The 17,379-nt window shown below is 42.2% G+C and carries 11 protein-coding genes and 1 pseudogene; 11 read left to right on the top strand and 1 reads right to left on the bottom strand.

Going from position 1 to position 17,379, the window contains the following annotated elements; translation table 11 throughout:
* The first annotated feature begins 622 nt into the window (after positions 1–622).
* The 3 genes and pseudogenes from sigW (at position 623) to V1L65_RS10830 (ending at position 1,920) form a co-directional block, all read left to right on the top strand.
* Complete coding sequence (sigW, locus tag V1L65_RS10840; protein WP_432504642.1) at positions 623–1,180, top strand: RNA polymerase sigma factor SigW; 558 nt, start codon at positions 623–625, stop codon at positions 1,178–1,180.
* A gap of 98 nt (positions 1,181–1,278) precedes the next feature.
* Positions 1,279–1,374, top strand: a pseudogene (locus V1L65_RS10835) (zf-HC2 domain-containing protein); the annotation flags it as partial.
* Between the two features lie 72 nt (positions 1,375–1,446).
* Positions 1,447–1,920, top strand: coding sequence for a polymer-forming cytoskeletal protein (locus tag V1L65_RS10830; protein ID WP_331699162.1), 474 nt, complete (start codon positions 1,447–1,449; stop codon positions 1,918–1,920).
* Between the two features lie 86 nt (positions 1,921–2,006).
* Here the strand turns inward: V1L65_RS10830 and V1L65_RS10825 are convergent, their stop codons facing one another.
* Positions 2,007–4,205, bottom strand: coding sequence for a hypothetical protein (locus V1L65_RS10825; protein WP_331699151.1), 2,199 nt, complete (start codon positions 4,203–4,205; stop codon positions 2,007–2,009).
* A 431-nt stretch (positions 4,206–4,636) separates the two neighbouring features.
* Here V1L65_RS10825 and cdaA point away from each other — a divergent pair, with 431 nt between their 5' ends.
* The 8 genes from cdaA (at position 4,637) to V1L65_RS10785 (ending at position 17,376) form a co-directional block, all read left to right on the top strand.
* Entirely contained in the window at positions 4,637–5,479 is an 843-nt protein-coding gene (gene cdaA / locus V1L65_RS10820; protein WP_331699150.1) for a diadenylate cyclase CdaA, read from the top strand.
* Positions 5,472–6,827, top strand: a complete 1,356-nt coding sequence (locus V1L65_RS10815) for a CdaR family protein (RefSeq protein ID WP_331699149.1) — start codon at positions 5,472–5,474, stop codon at positions 6,825–6,827. Before cdaA ends, V1L65_RS10815 begins: the two co-directional genes overlap by 8 nt.
* Positions 6,828–6,908: 81 nt before the next feature.
* A complete protein-coding gene (glmM, locus tag V1L65_RS10810) occupies positions 6,909–8,249 on the top strand; it encodes a phosphoglucosamine mutase (RefSeq protein ID WP_331699148.1) in 1,341 nt (446 codons plus the stop codon).
* A gap of 313 nt (positions 8,250–8,562) precedes the next feature.
* Complete coding sequence (locus V1L65_RS10805; protein ID WP_331699147.1) at positions 8,563–9,522, top strand: DoxX-like family protein; 960 nt, start codon at positions 8,563–8,565, stop codon at positions 9,520–9,522.
* Positions 9,506–10,183, top strand: coding sequence for a DUF4166 domain-containing protein (locus V1L65_RS10800; protein ID WP_331699146.1), 678 nt, complete (start codon positions 9,506–9,508; stop codon positions 10,181–10,183). The genes V1L65_RS10805 and V1L65_RS10800 overlap by 17 nt, the downstream gene beginning before the upstream one ends.
* A gap of 103 nt (positions 10,184–10,286) precedes the next feature.
* Positions 10,287–11,534 carry a TraB/GumN family protein gene (locus V1L65_RS10795; protein ID WP_331699145.1) on the top strand — a complete coding sequence of 416 codons (1,248 nt, stop codon included), beginning with the start codon at positions 10,287–10,289 and terminating at the stop codon, positions 11,532–11,534.
* A gap of 707 nt (positions 11,535–12,241) precedes the next feature.
* On the top strand, positions 12,242–14,935 hold the full coding sequence (locus V1L65_RS10790; protein WP_331699144.1) for a right-handed parallel beta-helix repeat-containing protein: 2,694 nt from the start codon (positions 12,242–12,244) through the stop codon (positions 14,933–14,935).
* A gap of 254 nt (positions 14,936–15,189) precedes the next feature.
* Positions 15,190–17,376 (top strand): NAD-dependent epimerase/dehydratase family protein, encoded by a 2,187-nt coding sequence (locus V1L65_RS10785; RefSeq protein ID WP_331699143.1) that lies wholly within the window; start codon positions 15,190–15,192, stop codon positions 17,374–17,376.
* Positions 17,377–17,379: the final 3 nt, after the last annotated feature.

The following is a 17,379-nucleotide window of genomic DNA, read 5'->3' as shown; positions in this document are numbered from 1 at the left end:
GATCCTGCATCCCAACAATTTATATCGAGGAGTGAGGAGCAATTAGGAAATGGAGAGCAAGATTGGGACCGGAGAAGCGGTAGCGTACAGCAGCGGTCGGAAGCCCGAACATGATCGCAGTGCTATTTCCTTATAGTTACTTTGATGCCTTGCCAATAACATAAATCTTCATGAAACGTGTCACATTTGGACATAATATGATTAGTTTATGTTTTTCTTTCAGAAAAAGAGTATTAGCGCTTCATGTTCCTGAGTATATTTGCTAGAATGAATATAGTAATAATAATTAGGTCTTGAAGCAGCAATGAAAGTAAGTCACTGTATTGTTGATTTTACGATTTTTAACAATGATTGCAAATGATAGCCGATAAAGGCGTAAGTTGAATATAAGTTCATGCTTATAATTCATCGGTAAACGCCGCTGTCTCAAGGATGGATGGTGAAGCCGGTTACCTTTGAAATATAAGAAAGTATAAGTTTTTGCACTTTATATCTGTTCTTATAATTCATCGGTAAACGCGCCAGTCCAAAGGACGGCGGAGCCGTTTATCCTTGATATCACGCATTTGTTGCTGGCAGTACGACGTGAGAGACGTTTGGAGGAAGACGCAACGTGAACGAGATAGAGAATCAGCTTGTCAGGCTTTCCCTGAAGGGAGACCAGCGAGCATTTGCAGAGCTTGTTAGCTTGTACCAGGACAAGCTCTTTCATATGTCATATCGAATGTTGAATAGCAAGCAGGAGGCGGAGGATGTCGTTCAGGACACCTTTCTTCGCGTTTATAAAAATCTGGACCGTTATGACTCATCCTTAAAGTTTTCTACGTGGATTTATCGCATTGCTACGAATTTATGTATCGATCGATTGCGCCGCCGAAGGCCGACGTATTCCCTGGATGCGGAGTCGAGCGAGCATGAAGGGCTTGACGGCTACTCGATGCTGCCAAGCGATGAGATTACGCCGGAATCAGAGATGATTATAACGGACACACAGCGTATTATCCGGGAAGCGATGGATGGCTTGCCTCCGAAGTATAAAGGCATTATGATTTTGCGTTACATAAGAGATTTATCCTTGCAAGAAATTAGTGATATTGTAGAGATGCCTGTTACGACGATTAAAACGAGGGTGCACCGCGGGCGGGATTTACTTCGTAAAAAACTAGAGCATCGTCTATAAAAGGGTTTTCTAAATAAAAGTGAAACGTTATTGGAAAAGCAACGTATCCTATATTGAGATTGTATTATGGAGTAAAGGGAAAGAAGGGACTGGCTGCTATGGAATGCAAAATCGCCATAAGCAAGATGCATGATTATTTAGACGGCGAATTGCCACGAGAAGAAATCCTGACACTTCGAGCGCATGTTAACTCTTGTCCTTCATGCAGCAAACAATTAGAACAGCTTGAAAAGACTGATGCGGCAGCATATTTTTCATTTGAGGCTATGAGATCTGAATCGGGATATGATGCAGCTGCAGCTCAAAACCTACAGGAGCGTATACTAGGACAACTCCCGAAGCAGAAGAAGAAGCGTAACGGTATAGTACGTTATATATACCGTCATCCATTTCTTTCGGCCGCAGTTGTATTTATATTAGTAATGATTAGTGGATTATTTGCCTCATGGAGTGAGAACTCTGAGCTTATTGTAGCTGTTTCTGGACTAGACTCACAGCAGCTCGTTTTTGAAGGAAATAAGGTAATCGTACCTGAAGGTGCGCATATTGGCGGCAATTTAACGGTAGAGAATGGCATAATTGAAGTCAGAGGCGAGGTAGACGGCAATATTACAGTTATTGACGGAAGCATGATGCTTGCATCTACAGGCAAGATAGCCGGTAATATTAGACAAATTGACCAAGCGCTTGATTGGTTTTGGTACAAAATCACCTCTACTTTAAGCGGAATTACGCCATAATAGTGAAATGGTCGGATATATGAAAAGGCGGCGCAAGGAAATTTTCCTTGCGCCGCCTTTTGTCTGTTTTTTGAAGTTTTATTTTATTATTTAACGGTTACTCGTATTGTCACGGTCTTGCCCTCGAAGCTTGCTCTAATTGTTGCTGTTCCTTTTGCTACCGCTTGAATTTTACCATTTTTAACAGTAGCAACGCTTGCCTTGGTGGTTGTCCAAACAGCTGCATCTGTCACAATAACTGGTTCGCCAGTTGTATAGTTTGCTGTAATTTCAACAGATCCAGAAGCCCCTTTCGTCAGCTTCAACGATTTGTCGGAAGCTGTGAGCGACTTGATTTTTGGTGTTATTTTTACTGGAATAGATATTTTAACGCCTTGGTAGCTGCCTGTTACGACAGTGGTTCCTGGATTCAAAGCTTTAACCGTACGTCCGTTTACTGCCGCCAACGCAGGATTCGCAACGGTCCAATCTATTTTTGAGCTCAGAACAACTGATTTGCCCGATTTATAGTATCCTGTTACTTTTATAGACTTTGATTTGTTTGGATTGAGCAGCAATTCTGTCGGCTCTGCAACAATCTTCACTATCTCTTCTTCAATTTTCACCTTCACTGAAACGGACTTATTCAAATATGTGCCTGTTAAAGTAACGGTTGATTGATCAAGACCTTTAATCGTTTTTTCTTTTAAAACAATATTATCACTATTCGATTCCCATTTGATCGATTTGCTTACATCTTCCTCTTCTCCATCCACATTAATAACCGTTACGGCTGGATAAGAAATTTCTTTACCGATAATGATGCTTAGTTCCTTCGATTCAGGGATGAGCTTAAGCGGCTTTACATGAACGATTAGCTTCGTTTCTGCAGACATATGGCCAAGAGTTGCAATTAGAGCCGTTTCGCCAATTTCATTGGCTTTCCACTTGCCATCCTTTATTTCTGCAACAGTGTTATTAGAGGAATGCCATTTTACAAGCTTGGATACATCAACCTTTGTACCATCGAAAGTAGTGCCCATCACTGTAGGGAGCTCTCCGGAAGTCCCGCCAAAGCCGTCGATTGTTTTATTTTCAATCGTCAGCTTATTGATGCTTGGATATACTTGAACATCAATGCTGCGGCTTACTCCCTTGTAGGAAGCCGTAATTTTAGTCGTTCCGATTTCTTTGGGAACAACAACTCCATTGGATACAGTAGCCACAACTACATTAGAGGAAGTCCAATCTGCAAGTAAGGTTGCATCATAGGACACATTAGAATTGCTAAGCACTTCTGCACGAATGTTTAGCGGGCTATCCTGCAGCAGCATATGAAATTCTTTTTCCGGCGTTAGACGAATCGACTGATATGGTGTTCTTACAACAACATCAATCGAAGCAGACACACCCATGTGTGAAACGGTAATTGTCGTTTTTCCTGCACCTACAGGCGTTACTAGTCCTTTTTCAACCTTTACAACTTTAGCATTGCCTGTTGTCCAGACAGCTTTATCTGTAGCATTCAAGGACCCGCCCGTTTTAGGGTAAGCAGTTGCTGCAAGCGCCGTATCATCGGCGCCAACCTCAAGCTCCAGCAGTTGATTCGGTGCAATTACAATCGATTTGTAAGGAGAGCTTACAGTTAAAGCAATACTGGCAGATTTGCCCTTAAGCTTGGCTGTTATGGTAGCTGTTCCAGTGCCTGTTAGTTTAATTTCACCTTCATCAACAGTAGCTACGCTGCTATTGGAGGTTGTCCAAATGGCTTCGGAAGTAACATCCTCTGTTACACTATTTTTCGTGCCGTTTAATGTATAACGCAATGATTGTCCCAGCTCCACCTGTATTTTTGCAGGCGCAGCTTCATCTTTATCCATCAGCTTTACACTATCGTACATATAGTCTGAGCTAGCTTTTATAGAAATCGTATAGCCTTTGTATACCGCGCTGATCGTTGCTGTTCCCTTGCCAACACCAGTTAAAATTCCTTTGTCTACTTTAACGTAAGAGGTGTTGGTAGATTTCCATACAGCATCGGCTGTTACATCCTTTTTGGAAGTAGAGCCTGCAATGGAAGCGAGGACGGATACATGCACCTTATTGTCTTCGACAAACATTTCAAGCGACGAGGTACTGTTATTATAATTGGCATCATCATATTGAAATTCAATACCTGTCACCTGTTCTTCTGCAGCTGCTGCTAAATCCGCAATTGTAACAGTCATCAGCAAAACGGCTAATAGGCTTGCCAGCCACATCTTCGGGTTTAGTTGGATCATAAATCTGCTATGTTTTCTGCTCACTTCATCCTGCCCTTCCTGCATTAAAATAAAAAAAGTCTTCTACTATATAACGGTTTTTCGTTTCGTAAATTGAAGTGTAAATTGAAACATATTTTGGAATTCTGATTAATATCGAAAGTTTTGTTAAATAACTGATGAGCTTCATTCGGCCGAAAACGCTTCCTCAAACACCAAAAACGGCCCTGACGATAGGGTTAATCTGCGACTTCCTAGACAGCCCTGTTTTTTTTGATATTATAGGGTAATATAAGTTACAATTAGAGTAACGGATAGCAGTATTTATTAATGGCATCTGAAATGTTTCTCATCTAAGAAGACATTGGTATGAAAAAGAGGAGTTTCGTTGTAAAATATAGAAATTACTTATTGCTCACAAAAGAATGAATAAAAAGATAAAGAGACAAATGTGGTAAGCTGCTGGGGGTTGGCTTATGAGTTATTTTTCTGACTTAACGTGGCAGGATGGAATCAAGGATATTATCGATATTGGCATTGTCACTTTTATTATTTACAAGATAATGGTCCTGGTGCGTGGTACTCGAGCTGTTCAGCTGCTTAAAGGAATTTTTGTACTTGTGGCAACTTGGGCAATCAGTACGTGGTTTAATTTATATACGCTAAAATGGTTAATGAATCAAATGTTTACGTTAGGAATTTTAACAGTAATCATTATTTTTCAGCCTGAGTTAAGACGTGTATTGGAGCAGTTGGGAAGGGGCAATTTATTTTCGCGCTCCTCCAATATTGATCGGCAGGATTTGAGTGAACAGGTTGATGAATTAATTAAGGCCGTTCAGTTTATGTCCAAGCGAAAGATTGGCGCGCTGATTGTTTTTGAACGGCAGACCGGTATAAGCGAGCTGATAGAGTCCGGAGTTCAAATGGAGTCGCGGATTACTTCCGAGCTGTTGATTAACATATTTACACCTAATACTCCATTGCACGATGGTGCGGTCATTGTACGAGGCAAGCAAATTATGGCAGCTGGCTGTTATTTGCCCTTGTCCGAAAATCCGTTTATTAGCAAGGAGCTGGGAACTAGACACCGCGCCGCAATCGGCGTAAGCGAGGTAAGCGACGCTTTGGCTGTAGTCGTTTCTGAAGAAACCGGACAAGTATCGCTCACGATGAATGGGATGATTGTCCGTGATATTAATGAAGAGTCTTTGATTTCCAAGCTGTTTGAGGAGCTACTGCCTAAATCCAGTACTCCAGGCAAGAAACGATCAGCAGCCTCCGCGTTCTGGAAACGGAAAGGAGAGCGCAATGGATAAATGGTTGAATCATCCAACAGCATTAAAAATAATATCTTTATTGTTAGCAGTATTGTTATGGGCAGTCGTACATATCGATCCTGAAACGTCACCACAGACAGCAACATCCAGTACGGATACTAAAATTATAGAAGCTATTTCAATAATGCCTGTGGGCTTGGATACGGAACGATTTACATTGACAGCTATGGAGCCTACAGTTGCCAGGCTCGTCGTTGAAGGACGTATTACCCATTTATTTGCCGCTTCCAATGATCAGTATATTGTTAATGTAGATTTATCAAATGTAAAGCCAGGAATACATGAGCTTCCGCTCACGGTAAAGCTTCCTAAGGGCATTCAGAAAGTGGAGCTTTCGCCTCAATTAGTAACCGTGCGAGTAGAGGAAATTGTAACAAAAGATTATGATGTGCAGGTCATTACGCAAGGAAGCCCGGTTGAAGGTCTGGTAGTAGGTACGCCTGCGGTAATGTCTGAGGGTGGCAGCAAGGTGAAGGTGACACTGCCGAGCGATGATATGAGCCAGGTAGGATCAGTTGTCGCTAATGTCGATATTAGCGGTGCAGACAAAACGGTTGTAAACAAAAAAGCAAAGGTTGTCGTTTACGATACGCAAGGCAATGAAATGAGTGGCGCGGTTGTTGTTCCAGATTCGATCCATGTAGAAGTTCCAGTTACTTGGCCTAACAAACAGGTGCCTATTCAAATCCGCTATTCTGGCACTTTGCCTGAAGGCATGAGCATCGTTTCAGTAAAGCCTGAGGTGAATCAGACAACCGTATATGCAGACAAAGCAGAGCTGGATAATATTACGATTTTTGATGGCTACGTTGTAGATTTGTCCAAAATCAAGCAATCGGGAACGTATAAAGTGAAAGCAGCTGCTGTAGACGGGGTAAAATCGGTATCGCCTGCCGAAATATCAGTTCAAGTCAACGTAGAGAGCTCCATTACAAAGACGATGTCGGCGCTGCCTATTCATTTGCAAGGGACTTCCAAAGGCACTGATGTTAAAATCGTTTCTCCGGCCTCAGGCCGTATGGATTTAATCGTAAGCGGCTCCGAATCGGCACTTGCAGAGCTGAAAGCAAGCAATATTCAAATCACTGCAAATATAGATGATTTGGATGCAGGGACACACACGCTTCCTTTGGAAGTGGAGCTTCCGCCGCATGTTTTCCCGGTATCGAGCAGTGAGCAGCAGCTGACGGTTGTAGTCGAAGTCATGGCGCAGGAAACGCCAGGCAGCGGCAGCGGAGAGGAAACGGATGACCAAGAGGTCATTGGAAGGCCGGAGGAGGAAGAAAGCCCTCCGCCTGATGACAGCAATGGTGAAGGCGAGCCTTAGCGAAAATAGTAATGAAATAGTTAACGAAATAGGGCAGTAGTGCTTATGATATACAGAGATCAGGGTGAAGGAGCAAGAGAAATGGGGAAATATTTTGGGACCGATGGTGTGCGTGGTATAGCAAATAAAGAACTGACTCCTGAATTAGCATACAAAATTGGCCGTTGTGGAGGATATGTTCTTACCGGGCAGGCGCATAAGCCCACCGTTGTAATAGGTTTAGATACACGAATTTCGGGCCCCATGCTGGAATCGGCGCTTATAGCAGGTTTGTTATCAATTGGAGCAAGCGTTGTTCGTCTGGGAGTTGTTTCTACTCCTGCTGTTGCTTATATAACAAGAGAGCTCAAAGCCGATGCTGGCGTTATGATATCCGCATCGCATAACCCGGTAGAGGATAATGGCATAAAATTTTTTGCCGGCGACGGCTTTAAGCTGTCTGATGAGACAGAGCTGGAAATCGAACGCTTGATGGATGCCGAAATCGATCAATTGCCTCGTCCGATCGGCGGAGATATCGGTGCAGTAACAAGAGATTATGAAGCGGGCAATCGTTATTTGAGCTTCTTGAAAACGACGATAAAAAATAAGTTTACCGGATTAAAAATCGTACTTGATTGCGCAAACGGCGCATCCTATAAGCTTGCGCCAGACGTGTTCCGCGATCTTGGCGCAGACGTTATTGCAGTAGGAGCCGAACCGGACGGGCTTAATATTAATGCAGGCGTTGGCTCCACGCATCCGGAGTATTTAAGCTCGCAGGTGCTAGAGCATCAAGCTGACCTGGGATTATCCTTTGACGGCGATGCTGACCGCTTAATCGCAATCGATAACAATGGCGAAGAAGTAGACGGCGACTTTATTTTAAGCATTATTGGCAATGCCATGAAAATTGCAGGAACGCTTAAGCACGATACAATCGTGACGACAGTGATGGCCAATATCGGGTTCTTCAAAGGTATGGAGAAAGCAGGCATTCATACAGCCAAAACAGCTGTAGGCGACCGTTACGTCATGGAGGAAATGCGCCGGGGCGGCTATAATCTTGGCGGAGAGCAGTCAGGCCATGTCATTTTGCTGGACTACATTACAACTGGCGACGGTATCCTTACAGCACTTCACCTTGTCGATATCGTGGCAGGCACTGGTCAAAAGCTAAGCGAGCTCAAGTCGCTTATGCGCAAATATCCACAAAAGCTGGTTAATGTCCGGGTAGCGGATAAAAGCAAATACGCTGGAAATACCGCCATTGAGCAGGCTGTTCAAGAAGTAGAAGCCAAGTTTGGCGATAACGGTCGCGTCCTTGTTCGTCCTTCCGGTACAGAATCGCTTATTCGCGTCATGGCCGAAGGTCCGGACAAAGATGAGGTCGATGCATATGTCGATCAAATCGCAGCGATTGTGCAGAAAGAGCTTAGCTAGTAAAGAAAAAATGAATCAGCACTAATCTAATTTACATCATACAGCTTGTCATAAATTGTCTATTTCCAAGGAAATAAAATTTGTCGATAAATGACTGTCCTAACTAAAGGTTGGGGCAGTTTTTTTTCATCGGTAAATGAGCCTCCTTCGTTCTAGCGAAAGACGGCAGAGCCCGTTTATCCTTGTTCCAGAGGACGGCGGAGCCATTTATTCTTGAGATCAGGCTATCCAGCTGCTCAGGTCCTACAAAAAATAGTACTGATCAACCTCCCGAAAATGCTATAAGCTTTAAGTAGGATCGGAGGTTACAGTGATGAAAAGCAAGCCAATCTATGTGGAAATTGATATTGATACGAGCATGCAGGCATTGTGGGAGCATACGCAACGGCCTGAGCTGCATGAGCAATGGGATTTGCGCTTTTCAGAAATTAAGTACTTGCCACGTAACCCTAATGATGAACAGCAGCGATTTTTATACCGTACGAACATTGGATTTGGCATAAGCATAAAAGGAACAGGCACGACAAAATCCAGCAAACCTTGTGAAAAACAAGGAAGAGCGTCTTCTCTATTCTTTTGCTCAGATCAAAAAATTTCTTTAATTCGAGAAGGAAGCGGCTTTTGGAAGTATGAGCCTTCTGTTAATAAAATCGCATTTAAAACGAAGTTTGATTATCAGACCCGGTTTGGATTTTTGGGACGCTGGTGCGACAGACTGCTGTTCCGGCCTTTTTTTGGCTATGCAACCGCTTGGAGCTTTGATTTACTCAGATTGTGGCTGGAAAAAGGAATGCAGCCAGCCTCTGTAATTCAGAAGGCGGCGATTCATTACTTAAGTGTATTTTTACTCGCATTTTTATGGATATATCAGGGTGTTGTTCCGAAATTAATGTATCCATTGGGCGGAGAGCTTCAATTATTGCAGCAATTGGGCTGGTTTTCGGGCTGGGAAAAGCCTGTTTTGCAGCTTTTGGGCGCAGCAGAAGTAGGTGTCGGGTTTATAACGATGATTTGGCACAAAAAGAAGCAGGTTTACAAAGGTCAAATTGTGCTGCTGCTGCTGTTGGCAGTAGCAGCATTGATAGGGCAGCCAGAGCTGCTGCAAGCACCTTTTAACCCGCTGACACTCAGCGGCTCTATGATTGGTTTTTGTATTTTGGCGTATTTGTCCAGCCGAGATCTTCCGCAAGCGGGGAATTGTTTGCGAAGTCCTGAATCAAGAGCTGTGCGAAATAAGCGGGCGGGAGGGAAAATAGATGGCATCCATTTATGAACAGGCGCTTGGTGATGATTTTAATAAGCTTCATCCGCGAATCCGGCAGCGTTTTGGCTTCAATAGTGAGGCAGGCATAGCTTCTATTGGTTATGGCGTGATGGATTTTATATCGTTTTCAAAATGGGCTGCATTGCCGCTGCAGCTAGGCACGCTTCGTCATATTATGTTCCCTCAGGGAGGGAAGAGAGTTCCTTTCCGAATTGAAAATTATGCCTATCGAGATTCATTTGGCCGGGAAACGGTCACATGGAACAGGCAGTTTAAATTCCCAAATAAGCTGCGTAAATTTGATGCCACTATGATCTATAGTCAACAACGCAATCGCATTGTGGATTATCTGGGCAACAAACAGCATTTGGCTGTTGATCTTGACGTATCCGTCGCTTCAAGCGGGGGAATACAAATCCGCTCGGGCGATCAGCGCTTTTATGAAGGGTGGCTGCAGTTCCGCATTCCACGCTCATTTACTGGCGCAGCTAGTGTATGTGAATGGTATGATGACGAGCAGGAGCAATATAAAATTAATGTAGCCGTTCATAATCCGTTAATAGGCTGCGTGTTTCAATATCAAGGCAGTTTTCAGGCTAGTTTTATCGCTATGCCGCAGTCTGCATTGCCGTTTGATGCGAAGCCGTTGCGCCAGGAAGATAGAGAATAGATTATATTAATTCTATGAAACTAAAATGAAAATTGGCCGTACTATAGGTTGTGCCAAATATTTGTATAACTGGCATACAAAATAATAGAATCGAGGCTAATAGATGAAAAAAATTACAGCACTTCTTTTATCTATCGTGATGATGCTGGCCTTTGCAACCAGCGCTCAGGCGGAAGCCAAACCAGTTTCTGTATGGTTTAACAATGAAGAGATTCCATTTGGCAATCAGGCTCCAATTATTGAAAAAGGAACAACCTTAGTGCCTGTCAGAGCTTTTTTGGAAAAGCTGGGCTTTGAGATTGGCTGGGATGATGAGCATAAGGTTGTTACAGCTTCTAAAAATAGCTTGAGTATCGTTATGCAAATTAATAATACGACAGCATTAGTCAATGATGAAGAGCATACGTTAACAGTTGCACCAAAGATTGTAAATAAAAACACATTGGTTCCGCTACGCTTTATCGCAGAGACTGCTGGCTATGAAGTGTCATGGGATCAAGAGCTCCGCCTTGCAGCGATTGTAGAGAAAGAGGCAAGCCGCGGATTCCTTTGGAAAGTGGAGCAAAACGGCAATACCGTTTATTTGCTTGGCTCGATCCATGTTGCTAATGAGGCTATGTATCCGCTTCGCGCTGAAATCGAGGATGCTTTTGCACAAGCTGATCATTTGGCTGTAGAGGTGGATATCACTAAAGGCGGAGATCCTGAGATCCAACAATTTGTTGAAAAAATCGCTACATATCAAGACGGCACAACTTTGCCGGACCATATTTCCAAGGAAACCTATGAGCTGCTCGGCGAAGTGCTTACTGAGATGGGACTTCCTGCAAATGCTTTAGATCACGTGAAGGTTTGGAACGTTTCCAATTCACTCTCTTATTTGAAAATGGCCAACGCGGAATTTGATGCCGGTTTAGGAATTGATCTATATTTCATGACGCGGGCACTTGAAAGTGGACTACCTATTTTGGAGCTCGAAACATACCAATCCCAACTAGAAATGTTTGACGGCTTCTCCAAAGAGCTGCAGGAAAGTTTGCTGGTCGGAACGCTGCAAAGCTTTTCTGAAGAAAGCGAAGAAGCTTCCGGCGTTGATATGCTGTCGCAAATGTGGGTTACAGGCGATGAGAAGCTGTTAACAGCAATGACTGAAGACGTCGCCCAAGTTCCAGAGTATTACAAAGCGATGATCGAGGATCGCAATATAGCGATGGTCGATAAGATTCAAGGCTATCTGAACAGCAAAGAGCCGACAACCTACTTTGTTGTTGTAGGCGCGCTTCATATGGTGGGCAAGCATGGCATCGTTACTCTTTTGCAGGAACAAGGATTGACGGTTGAACAGCAATAATAAATAGAAAACATAGGCGCAAGTTCTAGGGCATCCCCCTGGGGCCTGCGCCTTTTTATTTGCCGCCGTCATTCGTTTACACCGCACTAACGGTGACTTGCTTTCTGCTCTATCCACAATGAATCGCCAATTTTTCTAGCTGGTCAGTCGTTCCGTTATTACGCCCAAAATCGCAGTTTTGAAGCAGCAAAATGACAGACGTTCCGTTATTGATCCCTAAATCGCATAAAAAGCCCATTTTAGAGGCGGATAGCGGAATGTGTGACCGCGAAATTTTAAAAATGGCGCTTTTAAGACAAATAACGGAACGAGAGACCATGTCGAGACATTTTGCGCAAACGGAGGAAAGCAATTGATCCGACTGGAGTGATTATCCAACCATTGATGCAAAGAAAGCCAGTCGTATCCCATGACAATCGATAAGTATCGACAGCTAATTTTGTGATATGATAATATTTCGTAGAAAAAAATGGTGATTTTTGTTATAGTCTAGATAAAAAATAGATGTGAAAATATTGGCAATACTTTGGTACAGGAGACTAAAGGTCAGTTCTTCTCGAATAGTTGTATGGTTGTCCATGTGAAAGAATAAATGGATATGCTACACTTCGATTATAGAAATCTACATGACTCCTTATATTCTCTCGCAATTACAATAGATAGTCATACATTTAGAATGGAGGGGGCTGTACTTCATAATGAGATCAATGAGTAAACATGAATGGGTTTTGAAGCAAGTCAAGATCGGCTTTGCCGTGCTTATGACTCTGATGATTGTATTTGCCTATTTGCCTATGACTGCACATTCAAATAATCACTTTCCAGGGAAAGTATATTATGTTGCAACAGATGGGAACGATTCTAATGCAGGCACGATAGATGCGCCTTGGCGTACGATTCAAAAGGCTGCAAATACGCTAGCAGCGGGGGAGACGGTTCTCGTAAGGGGCGGAATATACGAAGAGTTCGTTACGATTAGGAGTTCCGGCTCAGCGGCAGCAGGTTATATAACCTTCCAGGCTTACCCGGGCGAACAGCCGGTTATTGAAGGGGGAAGCTTGAAGCCGGGCAGCAGCAGTTCCTTGCTAAATATTCGTGGGGCAAGCTTTATTGTTGTACAAGGGTTTGAAATCCGCGGCTTGTCTACAACTAGCTCTAATGATTATATCTCAGGCCTAAAGGTACAGGGCGGCGGTTCCAATATTCATATTTTAAACAATAACATTCATCGAATTGAAAATCATGCGACTAAAGGCAATGCACATGGTTTAATTGTCAATGGAGACTCTGCTACACCTATTTCGAATATTAAAATTAGTGGGAATGAAATTCATCATTTGATCTCTGGCTCAAGCGAATCACTCACTTTGGATGGCAATATTAAAAACTTTAGCGTGGATCGTAATATCGTTCATGATAATAACAATATAGGAATCGATATTATCGGTCATTACAATACTTGCTCCAGTCCGTGTCAGGATCAAGCTCGTGATGGGGTTGTAGCTTATAATCTTGTTTATAATATAGATACATCAACGAATCCTGCATATGGCGGCTTAGGCCATCGCGCTGCAGGAGGTATCTATGTGGATGGCGGAACAAATATTGTTGTGGAATACAATGAGGTGTTTAATAGTAATTTTGGAGTAGAACTGGCCAGTGAGATTTATGGAAAAACTACTAGTAACGTGATTCTCCGAAATAACTACTTGCATCATAATCATGGTGCAGGAATTATAATGGGCGGATCGGGCACAGATAACGGCGGGGCGGCAAAAAATATAATTGCTAATAATACGCTCTATATGAATGATACTTTGAATCAAGGCTACGGGGAAATCACATTACAGAATCATAATGTAGATAATGTATTTGTAAATAATATTATATATACGTTTCCTAAGAAGAAATTTATTGATAAATACGGTAAAACGGGTAGCGGAAATATTATAGATTACAATTTGTATTATCGTTCTGATGGACAAAGCTCCACCAGCTGGCGTTATGATGGCATCTCATATAAATCTTGGGAGGAGTTCAAAAAGGCCACTGGTTTTGATACAAATTCAATTTATGCAGATCCGATGCTTATTAATATTGAACAAAAAGATATTCATTTGCAAGATATTTCGCCAGCTATTGACGCAGGTACTAGTGAATTTGGCGATATAGGGAAGTTGGATTACTATAGTCAGGTGAGAACAGCAGGAAAGGCTATTGATATAGGAGCAGCAGAGTTTGGCAGCGAACCCGTTACTGAGCCGGAACCATCTCAGACGCCAGAGCCGAGCCTTACACCGCAGCCGACTTCAACTCCAACTCTAGCGCCTACCTCTGACCCAGGTACGCCTATACCAACGACAACACCTTCGACTGAGATCAAAATTGATGGCGTGAGTGAGGATTGGAAAGCTTATCCTGAGCTAAGCTCAAGCAATTCGAATGTAAGATCAATGAAAGCAACGATTATAGAGGGAACGCTGTATGTACTCATAACCGGAAATCTTCTTCAAGAAAAAGGCCAGCTGTTTATAAGTACAGGTTCGGATGAAACAGTATTTGCAGCTCCTTATTGGGCGGGCAATGGATCAGAGTATATGATTGAAGATGGTACATTATATAAATATAGTGGCACAGGCAGAACAAACTGGAACTGGTCAAAAGTTGCGTCATATAAAAAGACACAGCAGTACGCTATTAATGCGACAGTTGTGGAGTATGCTATACCTTTATCAGATTTAAATGGGGCAGCGGGTAAAGTTTCTATTGGTTATGTATGGAAGGACTCTGCTTCTGATAAGCTGCCGTTAAGTAATTCTATGGCAGTTATTCAATCAGATGAAGGTCAGCCAAGTTCTACGCCAAAGCCAACGCAACCAACACCAACACCAACACCGACACCGACACCAACACCGACACCAACACCGTCGCTTGTAGTAGTTGATGGCAAAGATAATGAGTGGAGCAATGTCCCGGTTTATGCATCAGGCGGCAGCAAAGTTAAGTCAGTAAAAATAACCAATGATGCAGAGTATCTCTATATGCTGGTGGAGGGATCGAAGCTTACAGGGAAGCTTCAAGTATATTTTAATTCTGATATGGATGAATCAACAGGCTACAAAACATCTAACTGGACGACTGCTGGCATTGATTATTTGTTAGAGTCGGGCAGATATTACAGCTATGCAGGAAATGGCGAAAAGTGGTCGTTTAAGGAAGAAGTTAATTTAACAAAAGCTAACTTATATGCTTCAAGTTCAAAGCTTGCAGAGATAGCGATACCCCTCAAGCAATTGAATGCAGCTCCCGGGCAAAATATTAAGCTGGGTGTTCTGCTGGATGACAGTAAAACGGATAAACTGCCATCCAAAGACGACATGATTTCGTATAGGTTAAAGTGAGAATTTAAGAAATATATCAGTTCTATTCTGTAAAATAATGAATAAAGTGTATTGCTCCCATGTTAAAGGTCTTAAGGAGAATGATCGCATGGGAGTTTTTTGTGCGAGAAATTAGTCGTATTGTGCTGTCGATTTAAAAAATATTTTGTTGAAACTATAGTGCTGTTTTTGGCCGTATGGTAAAATAATCTTTAGTCAAATTGAAAGAAAATGGATATTATTGTCGAAGAATATGATGCGGAAGCGGTGTTACGATGAAGGTATTGATAACGGGTGGATATGGGTTTATTGGCTCTCATGTTGCAGATCGTTTTCATAAAGAAGGACATGATATTTACATAATTGATAATTTAAGCACTGGGAAAAAGGAAAATATCACCTTCAAGCATAAAGGTTACATCCTATCTGTCGAGGATTCTAAATGTGCAGAAATATTTCGATCTAATAAGTTTGATATCGTCGTACATTTAGCTGCACAGGTAAGTGTGGCTCACTCAGTTGCCCAACCTACTGTTGATGCGGAGTCCAATGTTCTTGGTCTTGTCAATATGCTGAATTTATCGGCAGAGCACCATGTTAAAAAATTTATTTATGCTTCATCAGCTGCTGTCTATGGCTTGCAAGAACAATTGCCGATTACAGAGGATGCACATTGTTCACCGATCTCGCCTTATGGCATTAGTAAGCTGAGTGGCGAGCTTTATTCCAGTAAATGGGAAGAGTTATATGGTCTTTCCACTCTTGGCTTGCGTTTTTCTAATGTGTATGGCCCGCGCCAGGATGGTTTGGGGGAAGGCGGCGTAATTTCTATTTTTATGAACCGCATGATTGCAGAACAGCCTCTTCTTGTATATGGTGACGGTGAACAGACTCGCGATTTTATTTACGTAGAAGATGTTGCTTATGCGATCTATCGGGGAGCAAATAGTTATCAGTCAGGCATTTATAATTTGTCTGTTAACCAGCAAACTAGTGTAAATCGTATAATATCCGTTCTTGGCGAAATACAGCCCTTAAAAGAAGTTGTCTATACAGAGAAGAGGGTAGGTGATATCGATCATTCGGTACTCGATAATACCCGAGTTATGCGCGATTTTGACTGGTCACCGTTATATACGATTGAAGAAGGGCTAAAGCGAACAGCGCATTCTTTCATTCAACAAAGTGCAGAGCAACAAACAGCGGCCTCTGCAGGTGCTGTGTTAAAGTCCCCAATGCAAATTAAACTGCAGGAGGGTTTCAAACGACTGCTGCCATCGATTGAAAATATAGTAGCGTTTTTATTAACTGCTTGGCTTACGTTAACCTATGCCAATAGCTCGTATGGAGCAATTGATGTAAAGCTATTCTATATTACGATTATAGGAATTTTATATGGCAACCGGCAGGCTATACTAGCTGTAGTTCTATCATCTGGCTTATATGTATATCAAAAGCTGCTAGATGGAAGAGATATTATTTCTTTAACCTATGATACAGATTTCTTCTTTCAAATTGCCATCTATCTCTTTATCGGGCTAGTTGTTGGATACTCAATAGAAAGAAAAAATACAATTATTCAACAGCAAGAGCAGAAGGTTAACGAGGTAAATGAACGATATGAATTTCTTGAAAATGTTTATACAGAGGTACGTGAAGTTAAGGATGAGCTGCAGCTTCGTATTTTAAACTCAGGGGACAGCTATGGAAAGATTTATGCCGCCACCAAGGAGTTGGAAAGTCTTGAGCCGGAGCAAGTATTTAACGCGGCTGTTACTGTAGTAAAATCGATTATGCATGTACCAAAGGTAACAATATATACTGTAAATCCACAGCAATCTTATTTGCGTTTATTGGCAAGCTCTGGCTACAGTCTGGATACATTACCGAAATCACTTAAAGTGTCTGATCATCACTATTTAACGATGATTCTCCAAACAGGAGAAATATATATAAATCGGCAATTAGAGGATAGTATTCCTTTGATGGTAGCTCCAATAATGCATAAGGATCGCATTGCTGCTGTTATTGCGATTGACGGGTTGACCTTTGAAAGCTTTTCCCTATATCATCAAAATTTGTTCCGTATCACGGTGGATCTTATTTCTTCTGCTCTCAGCAAAGCATTCACTTATATTGATGCAACTGAATCACAGCGCTATATGGAAGGTTCAACATTATTACAGGCTGATATATTCCAAGAAATATTGAATTCAAAAATTCAGGCGTTTGATCAGCATCAGGTACCGTTTTTGTTATTAAAAGCAGAGTTAAGTAACATTACGCTGATTGAGGCTGCCATGCATGTTTCATCAAAGCTTAGAGAAACTGATTATGTCGGACTTAATAAAAATAATGAAATGTTAGTATTGCTTTCAAATACGAGCATAGAGGATTCTAACCCGATATTGCAACGCTTGGCACATGCTTCAATTGAGTTACGGGCAGTAAGAGAGGAGTAATCG

It is taken from the genome of Paenibacillus sp. IITD108, from assembly GCF_036541265.1.
Taxonomy (GTDB): domain Bacteria; phylum Bacillota; class Bacilli; order Paenibacillales; family Paenibacillaceae; genus Pristimantibacillus.
Note: the sequence above shows the minus strand (reverse complement) of the source record. Positions and strands in the feature narration are given on the sequence as shown.

What these genes read in the sequence shown, in the direction of transcription:
- cdaA (WP_331699150.1), top strand. Translation starts at nt 4,637, where the DNA reads ATGAGTTATTTTTCTGACTTAACGTGGCAGGATGGAATCAAGGATATT.
- V1L65_RS10785 (WP_331699143.1), top strand. Translation starts at nt 15,190, where the DNA reads ATGAAGGTATTGATAACGGGTGGATATGGGTTTATTGGCTCTCATGTT.
- V1L65_RS10830 (WP_331699162.1), top strand. Translation starts at nt 1,447, where the DNA reads ATGAGATCTGAATCGGGATATGATGCAGCTGCAGCTCAAAACCTACAG.
- V1L65_RS10790 (WP_331699144.1), top strand. Translation starts at nt 12,242, where the DNA reads ATGAGTAAACATGAATGGGTTTTGAAGCAAGTCAAGATCGGCTTTGCC.
- glmM (WP_331699148.1), top strand. Translation starts at nt 6,909, where the DNA reads ATGGGGAAATATTTTGGGACCGATGGTGTGCGTGGTATAGCAAATAAA.
- V1L65_RS10805 (WP_331699147.1), top strand. Translation starts at nt 8,563, where the DNA reads ATGAAAAGCAAGCCAATCTATGTGGAAATTGATATTGATACGAGCATG.
- V1L65_RS10800 (WP_331699146.1), top strand. Translation starts at nt 9,506, where the DNA reads ATGGCATCCATTTATGAACAGGCGCTTGGTGATGATTTTAATAAGCTT.
- V1L65_RS10815 (WP_331699149.1), top strand. Translation starts at nt 5,472, where the DNA reads ATGGATAAATGGTTGAATCATCCAACAGCATTAAAAATAATATCTTTA.
- V1L65_RS10795 (WP_331699145.1), top strand. Translation starts at nt 10,287, where the DNA reads ATGAAAAAAATTACAGCACTTCTTTTATCTATCGTGATGATGCTGGCC.